Here is a 14,795-nt window from a genome sequence, read left to right on the forward strand (position 1 = left end):
CACTTCTAAAATAAGGTAACCAAATATTAATGCTTTAATGATGTATTGCTGTAGTAAAACCAAACGGAGGGGTGTAAACACCCATATTTTGTCGGAAATTATATATTGCTATATTTCGCAGAGTTCATAAGTGTGATCGTAAAACTTATCTTTCGCTGTAACATACCCACGTCAACTAAGCAGTCCTGCACAAATACAATCACAATCCAGATCGCTAAAGCGTGAATCTATTATTATGATGTTAAAACGAGTATTGATTACAGGTGCAATGTCAATTTTAGTGATATTGTTATTGAGTTCCACTATCGCAAGGGGACAAAATAATCCCAATTTCATTACCCTTAATACTAAAAATGGTCTTTCTTCAAATACTGTAAATACGATACTTCAAGATCATAATGGACTTGTGTGGTTTGGCACCAGCGATGGGTTAAATAAGTTCGATGGTACCAATTTTACTGTTTATACCACCAAAAGCGGCGATAGCTCAAGCATTCCGTCTAACAATATCTCAGCACTTTTAGAAGATGGGAGGGGAAGGCTTTGGGTGGGTACAAACGGGGGTGGTTTGGCTTATTACGATGCTAAGCAAAATACATTTAAATCATTTGTTGGGGAGGGGATCCCGAATCGTAACACCCCTTTCAATGTATTAACACTTTACGAAGATAAAAGCGGGAATATATGGGTAGGCACCTTTGGTGGATACCGGGTGATTAATTCGAAAACGTTAAAGGTAAAAAACGTCGGGATAAATGCCTTAATGGGCAATGGATCCAGTGTACTTTCTTTTCTTCAGGGTAACGACAACAAGTTATGGATCGGCACCAATGTTGGGCTTTTGGCGCTCAATTTAACCAGCGGTGCCACCCAGAAATTTATCCATCATCCCAATGACGTCTCAAGCCTCACTGATAATTTCATTAGAACTATTGTGAAGGATGAAAAGGGGCGGATATTTTTTTGTACCAATAATGGCCTCAATATGTTGCTAGATGATGAAAAGCATTTCAAATCCTTTTTGCAATCGGGTGACAGGCTATTTTCAGACGACATTATTTATGCTGCCAGATTAGAAAAAGGTGGTAAATTGTGGCTAGGGACCGAAGACGGGGTAACTATTTTCAATACCGCCACAGAGGTTTTTTCCAATATTCGTCCCAACAAACGCGAATCCTTTGGCCTTAGCCATAAGTCTGTTAGAAGTATCTGTATGGCTAATAATGGCATTATCTGGCTAGGAACCTATCAAGGTGGCGTTAATAAGTTCGATCCAAATTTAGCACTGTTTAACTTAAAACATAGCAGTCCGTTTGATCCCAAAGGACTGTCATCACCGATTGTTACCTCCTTTGCCGAATTCTCGAAACGAAAAATATTTGTAGGTACTGATGGAGGAGGGTTACACTTTTTCGATCGTGATCAAGGTGTGTTCGAGCACGTTGACATGAAGAGCAAAATTGATTTTTCCAGGAATCCATTGGCTATACTTACCTTAATGCTTGATTCGAGGGGCACGCTTTGGGTAGGGACGTATCAACATGGCTTATTTGCCTATAATTCCAAAACCAAAACCTACAAGCAATACCTGGCGGGGCCATCAGCAACTGATCTTAGCCAAAATGAAATTTTCGCTATTAAAGAAGATAGTAAGGGTTTAATATGGATTGGTACAAACGGAACTGGTGTTAATGTATTCGATTATAAGACGAATTCATTTACGCAATATGGTACTGAATCCCTGCCACCTATGCTGCTCCCTAGCAATGGTTTTATACGGGCCATTGTAGAAGATCATTATGGCGATATGTGGCTATCATCCAGCGGAACTGGAATAGCTGTGTTTCAGCGTAGTAACGGAAAATATAAAGTATATCGGAAAGCAAATAGCGGGCTTTCCAACGATGTGGTATTAAGCTTGTTATGCGATAGTAAAGGAAATATCTGGGCCGGAACTGATGGTGCAGGGCTCGATCTTTTCAACCGCCGTACTGGAAAATTTACCAATTTTAACGAAACAAACGGATTGTCTAACGCTATTGTTTACAAAATACTGGAAGGAAAAGACGGATTGATCTGGCTCAGCACCGATAACGGCATCAGTTGCCTTAATCCTGAAACAAAAAAAATAAAAAACTTCGGGCATCCCAATGGCGTGCAAGACAGTCCTTTCATATTGGGTTCCGGAATCAGCACTTCAGATGGCGAACTTTATTTTGGAGGGCAAGACGGTTTCAACTATTTTAATCCGCTCCAATTGCCTACCAATACTGTGGTTCCGAACGTGCTGCTTACCGAACTAAAGGTCTCAAATACCGTTGTGCTCCCTGGCGAAAAGTCACCCATTCAGGAGCAAATAGGTTTCGCAAAAGACATTAAATTAAGTTATGGACAAAATTTTTCAATTAGTTATGTAGCACTTAATTACACAGCTCCGCAGCAAAACCACTATTCCTATCGCCTGGTTGGCCTGGATGAGGGCTGGAATGAGGTTGGTAAAGAGAAGACCGCCTATTACACGAATCTGGATCCCGGAGATTATGTTTTTCAAGTAAGGGCAAGTAACAACGATGGCGTTTGGAGTAATAAAATTACTTCAATTTCTGTTCACATACAGCCACCTATATGGAGGACAACTTACGCTTATATTTTTTATGTAGTTTTAACGGGGACAATTCTATTTGCCATTCGCCGAAGAGGAATTCAGCGCATCAAAAAACAGCTCGCCATAGAGCAAGCTCAGGTCAATGCAGAAGAAAGAATACTGCGGCAACGAAAAGATGCCGAACGTGCCCATGCGTTGGATACACAGAAGATCAAATTTCTTACCAACCTAAGTCATGAGTTTAGAACACCAATATCGTTGATTTTAGCACCTGTTGATAAGTTGCTTGCCGTTAAACAAGAGTCTTCCGTAGCCGGTCAGGTAAAGATGATCCGTAGAAATGCCCGAAGACTTTTAAATCTGGTAAATCAACTGCTCGATTTTAGAAAGATGGAAGAACAGGAACTGAAATTAAACCTGAATGAGGCCGATCTCATTACTTTTATCCGTGAAGCTGCAGAATCATTCCAGGATCTTTCCGAACGCAAGAAAATTTCACTTCGTATTAACAGCGATATCAAAAGCCTGAAAACGCAATTTGATCAGGATAAAATGGAAAGGATTATATTTAACCTGCTTTCTAACGCATTTAAATTTACAAAAGAAGGTGGTGAAGTATGCCTTAACATGTTCATCAGGGCCACTGGCGATCAGGTAAAACCTGTATTTTGTATTGCAGTTTCAGATACCGGGATAGGTATTGCACATCAAAGTAAAGACAGGATATTTGATCGTTTTTTTATGGATAACAATGAAACGGCTATTTTAAATCAAGGAAGTGGAATTGGATTATCGATTGTAAAAGAGTTTGTAGAACTGCACGGCGGACAGATTACTGTAGAAAGCGAACCTGGAAAAGGCACTACATTTTTGGTTTCGATGCCGGTTGACGTGGAGAAAGAAGAGCATAATCAAGAAATTGAAGATTCAGTTGACAGTCTAACAGACGAAGGAACGGACGAAGCTTTTGGAGAATCGGTAACTGCCGAGAGTAAGATGGCTACAATCTTACTGGTAGAAGATAATGAGGAATTTAGATTTTACCTGAAAGATAGCTTACAGCCTTTTTATCAGATTATAGAGGCGGCAAACGGAAAAGAGGGTTGGCAAAAAACACTTTCCGGGCACCCTCAGTTGGTGGTTACCGATGTTAGCATGCCCGAAATGAATGGCATTGAGCTTAGTCAGAAAATAAAAGCAGATAAAAGAACAAGCCATATTCCGGTTATTTTGCTTACCGCAATTAGCGGAGAGGAAGACCAGATTAAAGGCTTAAAGTCAGGCGCCAACGATTACCTTACCAAGCCTTTTAATTTTGACATCCTTCATGCAAAGATTGACAATTTATTGTTGTTTAACCGCTCCGTTAAAAATGCATATTCCAAACAAGTGCAGGTACAGGCTAAAGAAATCGAAATTGAGTCTGGCGAAGTTAAATTGTTGAATAAAATTGTTCAATACATTGATGAAAAACTTAATAATCCGGAACTTTCGGTAGAGGAACTGAGCAGGCATGTGGGAATGAGCAGGGGTTCACTTTATCATAAACTACTTGAAATTACGGGATTAACGCCAATTGAATACATCAGGTCCGTAAAACTGGAAAGGGCCGTGGAGCTGTTGGAGAAAAGTGATTATAACGTTGCACAAATTGCATACATGGCCGGTTTTGGTACGCCAAGCTATTTTTCTAAGCTTTTTAAAGCCCAGTTTAATATGCTTCCATCTGAATATATTAATGCAAAACGAAAAGATAAACGCGAGAAGGTTTAAATATATATATGGACTTTCTTTAAATGGCTCACAGAGATCCTGTTTAAAATTAAATAAAATTAATTCGTATGTCAGTCTGAGCGTAGTCGAAGACCATTTCAACGCATTATAAAAGCAATTCATTACGCTATCAATAATAGATTTAAAAATCTTCGTCATTTCGACTGAAGCGCAGCGAAATGGAGAAATCTTTGAACTATGTTGATGGAGTTGCTACCTTTAAAGAATACGATGTCTCGGTAATTTTACCAATACATTTAGTTTGATTGTTTTCTGTAACCGGATTGATTCAATTAAAAACATTCGTCACACACATTTGAACAAAGCCGTCCATTGATCTGTATATTTTTGAATAGCTTTGAATACCGAATATAAACGCAGTGCAAATTGAAATGCTGACTAACCTGTATGAAGAATCTTAAATTATTTACATTATCGCTCTTTTTTTTGCTAATTGCTACAGTTAATGTTAATGCGCAAAAAGCTACAAATCCGTTCATTTTTGCCGATGTACCCGATCTTTCGATGATCAGAGTAGGCAAAGTGTATTACATGAGCAGCACCACGATGCACATGAATCCAGGTGTACCGATCATGAAATCAACCGATTTGGTAAACTGGAAAATTGTAAGTTACGCTTACGATACCCTCGGAAATACGGATGAATTAACCTTATCTAATGGAAAGTGGGATTACGGGCGGGGATCCTGGGCAAGTAGTCTTCGTTTTCATAAAGGCATTTATTATGTAAGCACTTTTTCTGGCACTACCGGCAAAACGTACATCTACAGTACAAAAGATATCGAAAAAGGCCCATGGAAGCTAACATCGTTTAAACCTTCATTGCACGACCATTCCCTGTTTTTTGAGGATGATGGAAAACCTTATATGGTATACGGGACTGGAAAAATTACCCTCGTGGAGTTAAAGGAAGATTTATCTGGAATAAAACCCAATACGCAACCTGTAACGATCATCGAAAACGCAAGCCTTCCGGCAGGTACGGGTGCCGGATTACCAGCGGAGGGTTCCCAACTATTTAAAATTAATGGAAAATATTATATTTTTAACATCACCTGGCCAAGAAATGGGATGCGTACGGTTGTTGTACATCGTTCCGACAAACTTACAGGGCCATATGAAGGGCAGGTAGCGCTTAAGGATCAAGGTGTTGCACAAGGCGGTTTAATTAGTACACCAGAGGGGAAATGGTTTTCTTATCTTTTTAGAGATTTCGGATCCGTTGGACGCATTCCGTATTTAGTTCCGGTTAACTGGCAAGATGGGTGGCCGGTACTCGGCATTAACGGTAAAGTTCCGGAAACACTGGAACTTCCGGTTAGCAAAGGCTTAATTCCCGGAATTGTAGCATCAGATGAATTTACCCGCAAAAAGGGCGACCCCTTGCTTCCGCTGGTATGGCAATGGAACCACAATCCAGACCCGGCATTTTGGTCAGTAACTAAACGCCCGGGATTTTTACGGATTACCACTTCAAGATTGGACACTAATATTCTTTTGGCACGCAATACATTAACCCAGCGTACCATCGGACCGGCATCAACCGGAACCACTTTAATTGATATCTCCGGTATGAAGGCCGGAGACCAGGCCGGACTGATGCTGCTGCAGCGCAAATTTGGTTGGGTTGGCGTAAAACACACAGGATCAAAGAAAACGGTGGTTGCCGTAAGCGCCCAAAATGGTACTGTAACTGGTGAAGATGTTCCGGCCGGACAGCAAACCATTTATCTCAAAGCAAGATGTGATTTTGAGAACCGAACAGATAAAGGTTATTTTTCTTACAGCTTCGATGGCAAAACCTGGAAATCTATAGGGGAGCCGCTGCAAATGTCGTATACGCTTCCGCATTTTATAGGATATCGTTTTGGATTGTTTAATTACGCGACCGAAAATGCTGGTGGATATGTTGACTTTGATTATTTTAGAATTGAAGCAAAATAGAATAGTTTTTTGCCTGATCTTTTGAGTTTAGTTTAGCTAAATTATCAGCATTCAGATGGCCTTCTTTGCAGCAATACATCAATAATTGGATCTTCATTTGAATAGACTCCTTAAGCTGTTTAATTTTTCTCAGTTAGTGTTTGCATTAAGCAAGCATTTGGCTTTTAGCTCTAAAATGGAATGTGGGTAATTCAATTATGAACGTCTTCATAATTGAATTCGTAAACTAATGTCCATGAGTGATGTGGCCATTGCGTAAGCTAATACGCGCGTCTAATCTAAAATCTTATTTATTTCTGAACATCGTATTAAGCGGCTTGGTCACCACTACTGCAACCGCTTAATCCGTTCCTGGTAATTTTCTTTATCATTTTAATGCAATTATGTTGCAAATGAAGCGTTAATTATTTTAGTGCAACTAAATTGCTTTTATATTTGTGCGCTAAATTTATTTTAATGAAACAACGGACTTCTAAAATCAACCTCGACAGGATAGGCATTACGGCCTCAACACTTTGTGCCATACATTGCGCTGCATTGCCATTTTTAATTACTGTTTTACCGATGTGGGGAATGGGTTTCCTGGCCAATGAGGCGGTTGAAATAACCATGATTGCCATTTCATTGATTGTTGGTATCTGGAGTTTAAGTTCGGCATACCGCAAACAACATCGCCGTATGATGCCAATTCTGGTACTTATTGCCGGCTTTGCATGTATTGCATTGGGGCATTTTTCGGGCATTGAACCATTAGAACCAATCTTGATCCCTATTGGCGGTCTTATCATTGCTGCTGCACATTATATTAATTTACGAATGCTTAAATCCTGCCCATTGGGTCATCAATAGTTAATTATGTCAACGAATTACAAAATATTATTTATCACTGCGTTATCGTTTATTGCCATGTTAAATCCGGCCTGTAAACATGGTACAAACGATGGAATTGAACTTTACAGGCGTTATGCCATAAAAAACCTGGTTATTAAAAAAGTACAAACAGCAGCACATCATGATTGAGGTAAACGCTTTGGCACATGTTTATGATAAGGGGAGACGCTTAAAATTTCCATCTTGGGAAATTGCCGATATGGAACAATGGCTTCTACTGGGTGCATCAGGAAGTGGCAAAAGCACACTTCTTAATATTATTTCAGGTCTTTTAAAGCCAAGCCAGGGTGGAGTTTTAATTAACGGAACCGATTTGTATACTTTGCCTGCACGGGAACAGGATAGATTCAGGGGGAGGCATATTGGCATCGTTTTTCAAAGGCCCCATCTTATTCGTTCTCTTAATGTGCTCGATAACCTGGAACTTGCTGCGGTAATGGCTGGTTTGCCAATAGATCATGAACGAAACCTTTCGCTTTTAACTGATCTGGATATCGCCGAACTGGCTGAAAATTATCCTGATGAATTAAGTCAGGGACAGTTGCAAAGGGTTTCGGTGGCACGTGCATTGGTAAACAGGCCTGATCTATTGATTGCAGATGAACCTACCTCTAGCTTAGATGATGAAAATGCCAGTCAAGTAATTCAGATGCTGACTGCCCAGGCTAAAGATAACGGTGCTGCACTGATTATTGCCACACATGACAGGAGGGTTCAAGACCACATTACTAAAACTTATCTACTCTAATGAATATTTTTAAAATCAGTAGCAAGAACCTCATCAGGAATAAACTCACAACAGTTTTAAATATCATTTTAGTCGCCTTTGGTGTGGGCATCCTGTCAATTCTCTTTTTGGCTTCTACACAGATTAATAATAAGCTGGAAAAAAATGCTAAGGATATAGACCTGGTTGTAGGAGCAAAAGGAAGTCCATTACAATTGATACTAAGCAGTGTTTACCATATCGATTATCCAACGGGAAATATCCCGGCCAAAGATGCCTACAAATTGATGCACAACCCGATGGTTAAAAGAGCCGTTCCGTTGGCGTTGGGCGATAATTATAATGGTTACCGGATTGTTGGTACTGATAGTACCTTCTCCAATCTTTATGGTTTATCTATCCAAAAGGGTAGTTTTTGGCAAAAAGATTTAGAAGTAACCCTAGGTAGCACTGTTGCCACAACATCGGGGCTGAAGATTGGCGATTCTTTTTTCGGTGCACATGGTTTAACCGGCAACGGAGATATTCATAAACAACACGCTTACCAGGTAAAGGGGATCTTAAAACCACAGGGGAATATAACCGATAATCTGATCCTCACCAATATTGGCAGTGTGTATAAAATGCATGAAGAGAAGCATGCTGAAGGCCATAGCCACTCCGCTGCAGAAGAAGCCAAAGAAATTAATGATAAGCAGATTACTGCCTTGCTGATTCAGTATAAATCGCCAATGTCGGTTATCCTTTTTCCGCGGATGGTTAACCAGAGTACAAACATGCAGGCCGCCTCTCCGGCGATGGAAAGTGCAAGGCTGTTTTCGCTCATTGGCGTTGGAATAGATACCCTGCAATGGTTTGCCATATTTATTATGGGGATTGCAGCGCTGAGTATTTTTATCAGCCTTTATAACGCGATGAAAGAACGGAAATACGATCTGGCTATTATGCGTTGCCTGGGCGCATCAAAATCGAAACTATTTTTCCTGGTTATGTTTGAAGGCGTTTTGGTAACTTTTATCGGTGCCTGTTTGGGATTACTGATCGGGCATGCTGCCCTCGAGTTAATCGGGAGCTACCAGGAATCTTCGCAGGCAAAATTAACGGGGCTTACTGCAGTTCCGCAAGAGATGTATTTAATCCTAATTGGGCTGGTTATAGGTGCTTTTGCTTCGCTTATTCCTGCTATGCAGATTTACAAAGTTGATATTGCTCAAACTTTAACCAAAGACAGGTAAACTAGAAGGTTGTGCAATGAAGAAATTGATTTTATTGGTTGTTTCTTGTTTAGTTATCCACGTAGTAGCGGCGCAAGTTAAGGTACATACCGACATGCGCACGCCTACCTGGAATCTGATAGGTTTAAGGTATGATGCCGAAATTGCGCCAAAGAAATGGGGAAGCGTTTTTCCACCGGCATTAAAGGCATTACACAATAAGGTTATCGAGCTGCCCGGTTACATCATTCCCACAAAAGTAGGATCGAAATTTAGCGAATTTATGTTCTCTATTGTGCCCATTGCCTCCTGTCCGTATTGTGGCTCAGGCGATATTCCATCAATGGTGCAGGTAAAAATGATGACAGCTATTCCCATTACCGAAAAGCCAATCAAACTTAAAGGGGTATTTATCATTAACGATTCGGGCGATGACCGGAGCGAATTTTTTCTTTTAAATGCAAAACAGTTATGAAAAAAAAATATATAACGGTTTTATTGATATTGATCTCTTTTACGGCTGTTGCGCAGGTAAATGTACATACCGAAATGCGCACGCCCACCTGGAACCTTATCGGTTTAAAATATGACAAGCAGGTAAAGCCCCTGGTTTGGCAGGCCGTTTTTCCTCCCGCTTTAAAGGCCATCCATAATAAGGTAATTGAACTTCCTGGCTTTATTATTCCCACAAAAGTTGGCAATAGCTTCAGCGAGTTTATGTTTTCTATCGTACCTGTTGCCTCCTGCCCATATTGTGGTACAGGCGATATCCCTTCGATGATAGAAGTGAAGACTTTAAACCCCATTAACTGGACAGAAGAGCCCATTACCCTTCGGGGGAAATTTATAATTAACGATTCTGGCGACAGCCGGTCTGTCTTTTTTCTACTAGATGCTGTAAAACAATGAGATATTTATATGCCATTTTTATTCTGTTTTCGGTGTGTACAGCCAATGCGCAAACGCAAAAACATAGTCCAAAAGATCAGTTACGCTCTTTAAATTGGGATGTAATTGGCTCGGTGAAATTTGAACTTACCGAAAAGAACGAACTTTTGCCCCTGTTTACAGAATCAATCAGGCGTTTTGAAAATAGGGAATTTGATTTGACAGGTTACCTGATTCCTATAAAAAGCGGACAGAAACAGCAGACCTTTCTTTTGGCCACTTTGCCTATTAATCAATGTTATTTTTGCGGACAAAACGGCATTCCGGTAATGATTATGATAGAGATGGCAAGTGCGGTACCTTATAGTGAAAAACCCATTCACGTACAGGGAATTTTAAAATTAGAAGAAAAAGATGCGAGTTACAAGCCACCAATAACCATTAAAAATGCCAAACTCATTAATTAATTACTTATTTTTGTATTGCTATGGAAGATAATACTTCGCGTTTTGAAAAACTTTTGGTAAAGAATGGACTAAAAAGAACAGCCCCGCGTTTACAGGTGCTGGAGATTTTGAGTGGGAGAGATTCTGCAACATCACAGCCTTATTTAGAGCAGGTGATGGGAAAAGATGCAGACCGTGTTACCTTGTACCGCGTTTTGCAGGCTTTTGAAGAAAAAGGGATTATCCACAAAGTTTTAGATCAGCAGGGAACCGCCAATTATGCCATCTGTTCTGATGGCTGCAGTGCGCACGAGCATCATGATGAACATGTGCATTTTAACTGCGATAACTGCCACAAAATTTACTGTTTGGATACGGTTAAAATTCCGGCATTAAAAGTTCCGGCAGGGTTTAAAGTAGATCGTCTTAATCTAATTGCCACGGGTTTATGCGCCAGTTGTTCGGATAAGGTAAATTAAGAATTACTGTACCAAAAGATTACATCCTCTGATATCGGCATTGTCAAACCGGCCCAGTACTTCAAAACTTTGATCAGGATTGATCCTGCCCAAATCCTGTGTGGCAATAAATGAGCAAGAATTGAGATTAGCCAGATCGATTACATTAATGCCCCCGGTTCTGCCATTTTTAATTAAACTCAAAGGATCATTGGTGTCGCGAATCAAAACCTGCATCCAGCCAGGACAGTTGAAAATACCTTCGCCCAAAGAATAAGCCTGAGAAAGGAGCTCGGTCATTCCATATTCACTGTGGATAGCTTTTACGCCAAATCCTTTAGTTAACTGTTCATGAAGCTCCTCGCGTACCATTTCTTTACGTTTCCCTTTCATTCCGCCGGTTTCCATTACAATAAGTTCAGGAAAATCGATATCGAAATTTTCAATAAAATCAAGCAAGGCATAAGTAACACCAATTAAAACGGTTTTCTGTTTTTTTGATTTAAGATCCAGCAGGGTTTTTAGCAATTCATCATGGTTATACAAAAAGTAACCACTTTGTGGATGTCTGCTTTTCTCAATCAGATCGTTCACCATGTAGATCAAAGATGAACCAGAACGTTGTTGGTAGGATGGGAGAAGCGCTAAAAAGCAATATTCGGTAACATCTCCATAAAAATCCGTAAAAGCCTGCAGATAACTTTGTTCGTATAGTTTTACATCGGTTACATGGTGACTGCTTTGCACCATACCCGTTGTGCCAGAACTGCTAAAGGTAATTTCTACAGGATCATTATTACTTAGAATAGAATGGCTTTTAAAAAAACTGATGGGTAAAAAAGGGATCTTTGTAATTTCGGTTACTGCATCGGCATCAACACCTAAGTGAAAGATATATTCGCGGTAAACATTGCAATTTTGCGCCTGTAGCTTAAAAATGTTTAAGGCAAGGGCGTTAAATGTATCTTTATCTTTTACAGAAAATATGTCGTTAGCTGTTAAATTCACAACGCAAAAGTACAAAGCATTATGCTATTTTCTCGTCAGTTTTTTTAGCCAGCATAGCCATTCGAAACTGATAGCCACAATAACCGCTAATTCCGGCTACTAAACCACTTAATATGCCGGTAACCAATAACAATGCCCACCACAATTTAATACCCGTCATTACCGCTACACGGCCAGCGAGTACATTATCGTTAGGCAGGCTTTTGAATAAGGCATAACCGATCCAAAGTAAGAAAATAGCAAAGAAGGACTGCCAGAAGGCTATTTTTCCTGTTTTGCCGATAATGCCACAAGTGGCAAAAGATATGACGATGATGATCCACCAGGGGGCAATCATTTGTAGAAGGAAACAGATTATTAATATAACAATGAAAACCATTTTAGCCTATTTAGAAATTTTTAAACGAGAAATAACCGTGCCCGATTGATCATCAGGACTTTGCATATAAAACAGATCGTACAATTTACCATTTGCCCACGTATCGATCATATTATCATAAAATTTGCTTCCGGGATTACCCGATTGGCCACCTGGATAAACACCATGCCCTTTTGGCGTTTTACCCAGTTCAATTACCATCCGCCATGAAGGCCCATTGGTTTCGTTCAAAGCATTAATAGTGCCTTTGTTGCCACCAATCTGTAAAATCTTCGAGCCGAACCCAGGTATTTTGGCCAGGTGTGGTACATTGGTCTGTTTTACATTTGCCCAGTCCCAATCTTTATTTATTGGCCCAAAGCGCCTTTCCAAACTATCACAGCTATATTTAAAAGCTTCGTTAACCAGATCAGATAATGATTCTTTTTTGCTGGTCTTGATATTATCATACCAGGTTGCATTGGGCTCTTTCAAAATCATCTCTACCGTACGGTCTCTTGAGGGATAACGCATCGGAATGCCTTTCACTTCAAATTCATCTGCCCAGATATCATACGATAAGCGTTTGGTCCATATTTCGAATACACTGGCTGCAATTTCGTGTGCATCATAACGTTTGTTCCATTTTTTAAGGTAAGCCAATGCTTCTTTTTGTGTGGCATTTAACTGTTCATTGTTCAGTAATGGCAATAATGCAGGCATCAGGTTTTGCGCCACAATACTATAGTTGTCGGTCTGCATCAGACGGATACTGTCTAAAGTGGCTTTGTTCATCGCCGATAAACGGTCGTTGATGCGCTTGCCCCGCTCGTATGGTGCAAATTCCCAGTTAATGTAATATGGATAAGTGGTATCGGTTGAAGACTGGTTGGCTGAACTCACAAAACCGCGTGGCGGATTTTTAACCGTTGGATTCTGAGAATTTGGGATCCATCCCTGCCAATCGTACGCAGGGTCGGTACCATCCAATATAAATTTACCCTGATCTTTCCATTTTAAAGGGAATTTTCCGTTTGGCGTAATGGCAATATCATTATCTATACTGGCAAAAACGAAGTTCTGCGCTGGTGCCGTATAAAAAGTTAAAGCCTTGCGGTAGTCGTTATAGTTCTTGCCGCGGTTGAGGTAATAAAAAGTCATGAGTTCATTCGATTCATCATGTGCTATCCACCTCAAGGCATCGCCAACAGGTACGTTATCGGCCCTGCCATATTTTGGTTTTTGAAAATATACCACCGGCCCATGGTGGGTGTAGTAAACGGTATCGATTTCATCTTTCCCGCCGCGGATTTTAATGGTTTCTAATCTTTTGGTAGTGGCTTTCCATTTATTGTTATACCAATACTCATTGTGGCTCGAATCCTTAAACTTGATCTGATAGAAATCGAGCACATCAGCAGCAACATTGGTTACACCCCAGGCTATTTTCTGGTTAAAGCCAATAATTACCCCCGGGGCACCAGGTAAGGAAACACCATAAGTATTTACACCAGGTGCATGTAGCTGAATCTGGTACCAGATTGATGGAAGTGTTAAATCTAAATGGGGATCGTTTGCTAAGATCGGATATCCTGACGCAGTTTTAGTACCAGATAATGCCCAGTTATTACTGCCAATACCTTCTACTTTTTCAGTTGTTTTAACCTCACCGGTTTGAGCCTGAGTGAAGCTTTCAGGCGTTTTAGGGATTGGTAGTGGAGAGAAATCCCATTTTGTGCCCACAGGTATAATCGGGTCTTCGCGGAAAGGATAATCCGGGAAAAGATTTTTCGTCACTTCCGGGCCGAATTTTTTCAAGATATTGGTCATGTAAAATTCATCAGAACCCATGGCTAACACTGCCGACATCTGTTTTAAAAGTAAAGCACATTTTACAGGTGTCCAGTTTTCGGGTTTAAAATCGAGTATTTTATATTCTAAGGGATAATTGGCTTTAGAAAGTGTTTTGATGTAGGCATTGATCCCTTCGGTGTAAGCCAGGATCATTTCTTTTGCTTTGGGATCCGCCATCATACCTTTTAGCGAGTTTTCTGCGCCATAAACCATACCCATCCGGCGTTGATACCGGTCTACCTCTATCGCTTTGTCGCCCACAACTTCACTAATTCTCCCCGCGGCAAAACGGGTTTGGAAATCCATTTGCCAAAGGCGATGCATGGCGGTTACATAACCTTGTGCCAGATACAGATCGTGATCATTCTGTGCAAAAATATGCGGAATCATGCAGTCGTCAAAAACGATTTCGATTTTATCTATGGCACCTTTAATCTTCGCTTTATGGTTAAACATAAAATGATTGTTCTCTGCATTTTGCCAGAAACCCATAAATGGATTTAGAAATTTTAACAGTGGAGGCGTACTGCCTAATTTGGTATTAAATAAAAAAGCTAATGCTATCGGAATTATGATGCAGAAAACGGCTTTAATTTTATTCATAATGG

The 14,795-nt window shown here is 40.3% G+C and carries 13 protein-coding genes; 10 read left to right on the forward strand and 3 right to left on the reverse strand.

From position 1 onward, the window contains the following. Positions 1-235 precede the first annotated feature (235 nt). The 10 genes from ACUN24_RS10430 (at position 236) to ACUN24_RS10475 (ending at position 10,988) form a co-directional block, all read left to right on the forward strand. Positions 236-4,378: a hybrid sensor histidine kinase/response regulator transcription factor gene (locus ACUN24_RS10430; RefSeq protein WP_445562441.1), complete on the forward strand. Its 4,143-nt coding sequence runs from the start codon at positions 236-238 to the stop codon at positions 4,376-4,378. A gap of 408 nt (positions 4,379-4,786) precedes the next feature. After that, the gene (locus tag ACUN24_RS10435) at positions 4,787-6,343 is read left to right on the forward strand and encodes a glycoside hydrolase family 43 protein (protein WP_445562442.1); all 1,557 of its coding nucleotides are present in this window, start codon (positions 4,787-4,789) and stop codon (positions 6,341-6,343) included. Between the two features lie 456 nt (positions 6,344-6,799). Further along, on the forward strand, positions 6,800-7,192 hold the full coding sequence (locus tag ACUN24_RS10440; protein WP_445562443.1) for a MerC domain-containing protein: 393 nt from the start codon (positions 6,800-6,802) through the stop codon (positions 7,190-7,192). Between the two features lie 6 nt (positions 7,193-7,198). Next, the gene (locus tag ACUN24_RS10445) at positions 7,199-7,363 is read left to right on the forward strand and encodes a hypothetical protein (protein WP_193419798.1); all 165 of its coding nucleotides are present in this window, start codon (positions 7,199-7,201) and stop codon (positions 7,361-7,363) included. Continuing rightward, a complete protein-coding gene (locus tag ACUN24_RS10450; protein ID WP_445562444.1) occupies positions 7,356-7,982 on the forward strand; it encodes an ABC transporter ATP-binding protein in 627 nt (208 codons plus the stop codon). The genes ACUN24_RS10445 and ACUN24_RS10450 overlap by 8 nt, the downstream gene beginning before the upstream one ends. After that, positions 7,982-9,196: an ABC transporter permease gene (locus ACUN24_RS10455; RefSeq protein ID WP_445562445.1), complete on the forward strand. Its 1,215-nt coding sequence runs from the start codon at positions 7,982-7,984 to the stop codon at positions 9,194-9,196. The genes ACUN24_RS10450 and ACUN24_RS10455 overlap by 1 nt, the downstream gene beginning before the upstream one ends. A 16-nt stretch (positions 9,197-9,212) precedes the next feature. Continuing rightward, positions 9,213-9,650 carry a hypothetical protein gene (locus ACUN24_RS10460; protein WP_445562446.1) on the forward strand — a complete coding sequence of 146 codons (438 nt, stop codon included), beginning with the start codon at positions 9,213-9,215 and terminating at the stop codon, positions 9,648-9,650. Beyond that, positions 9,647-10,084, forward strand: coding sequence for a hypothetical protein (locus ACUN24_RS10465; protein ID WP_445562447.1), 438 nt, complete (start codon positions 9,647-9,649; stop codon positions 10,082-10,084). The genes ACUN24_RS10460 and ACUN24_RS10465 overlap by 4 nt, the downstream gene beginning before the upstream one ends. After that, entirely contained in the window at positions 10,081-10,530 is a 450-nt protein-coding gene (locus ACUN24_RS10470; protein ID WP_315422957.1) for a hypothetical protein, read from the forward strand. Before ACUN24_RS10465 ends, ACUN24_RS10470 begins: the two co-directional genes overlap by 4 nt. 20 nt (positions 10,531-10,550) lie before the next feature. Next, positions 10,551-10,988, forward strand: a complete 438-nt coding sequence (locus tag ACUN24_RS10475; protein ID WP_121282329.1) for a Fur family transcriptional regulator — start codon at positions 10,551-10,553, stop codon at positions 10,986-10,988. Between the two features lie 3 nt (positions 10,989-10,991). On the opposite strand, the gene ACUN24_RS10480 is transcribed toward ACUN24_RS10475, so the two are convergent. From ACUN24_RS10480 to ACUN24_RS10490, 3 genes are read right to left on the reverse strand one after another with little or no spacing between them, the layout of a single operon-like run. Next, on the reverse strand, positions 10,992-11,975 hold the full coding sequence (locus tag ACUN24_RS10480) for a LuxE/PaaK family acyltransferase (protein ID WP_445562448.1): 984 nt from the start codon (positions 11,973-11,975) through the stop codon (positions 10,992-10,994). A gap of 19 nt (positions 11,976-11,994) precedes the next feature. Beyond that, positions 11,995-12,354, reverse strand: a complete 360-nt coding sequence (locus ACUN24_RS10485) for a hypothetical protein (protein ID WP_132395112.1) — start codon at positions 12,352-12,354, stop codon at positions 11,995-11,997. 6 nt (positions 12,355-12,360) lie between these two features. Continuing rightward, positions 12,361-14,790: a penicillin acylase family protein gene (locus tag ACUN24_RS10490; protein WP_445562449.1), complete on the reverse strand. Its 2,430-nt coding sequence runs from the start codon at positions 14,788-14,790 to the stop codon at positions 12,361-12,363. Positions 14,791-14,795: the final 5 nt, after the last annotated feature.

It is taken from the genome of Pedobacter sp. WC2501 (genome assembly GCF_052682415.1).

Coding starts and splice junctions, on each gene's coding strand:
- ACUN24_RS10430 (WP_445562441.1), top strand. CDS start 236: ATGATGTTAAAACGAGTATTGATTACAGGTGCAATGTCAATTTTAGTG.
- ACUN24_RS10435 (WP_445562442.1), top strand. CDS start 4,787: ATGAAGAATCTTAAATTATTTACATTATCGCTCTTTTTTTTGCTAATT.
- ACUN24_RS10440 (WP_445562443.1), top strand. CDS start 6,800: ATGAAACAACGGACTTCTAAAATCAACCTCGACAGGATAGGCATTACG.
- ACUN24_RS10445 (WP_193419798.1), top strand. CDS start 7,199: ATGTCAACGAATTACAAAATATTATTTATCACTGCGTTATCGTTTATT.
- ACUN24_RS10450 (WP_445562444.1), top strand. CDS start 7,356: ATGATTGAGGTAAACGCTTTGGCACATGTTTATGATAAGGGGAGACGC.
- ACUN24_RS10455 (WP_445562445.1), top strand. CDS start 7,982: ATGAATATTTTTAAAATCAGTAGCAAGAACCTCATCAGGAATAAACTC.
- ACUN24_RS10460 (WP_445562446.1), top strand. CDS start 9,213: ATGAAGAAATTGATTTTATTGGTTGTTTCTTGTTTAGTTATCCACGTA.
- ACUN24_RS10465 (WP_445562447.1), top strand. CDS start 9,647: ATGAAAAAAAAATATATAACGGTTTTATTGATATTGATCTCTTTTACG.
- ACUN24_RS10470 (WP_315422957.1), top strand. CDS start 10,081: ATGAGATATTTATATGCCATTTTTATTCTGTTTTCGGTGTGTACAGCC.
- ACUN24_RS10475 (WP_121282329.1), top strand. CDS start 10,551: ATGGAAGATAATACTTCGCGTTTTGAAAAACTTTTGGTAAAGAATGGA.
- ACUN24_RS10485 (WP_132395112.1), bottom strand. CDS start 12,354: ATGGTTTTCATTGTTATATTAATAATCTGTTTCCTTCTACAAATGATT.
- ACUN24_RS10490 (WP_445562449.1), bottom strand. CDS start 14,790: ATGAATAAAATTAAAGCCGTTTTCTGCATCATAATTCCGATAGCATTA.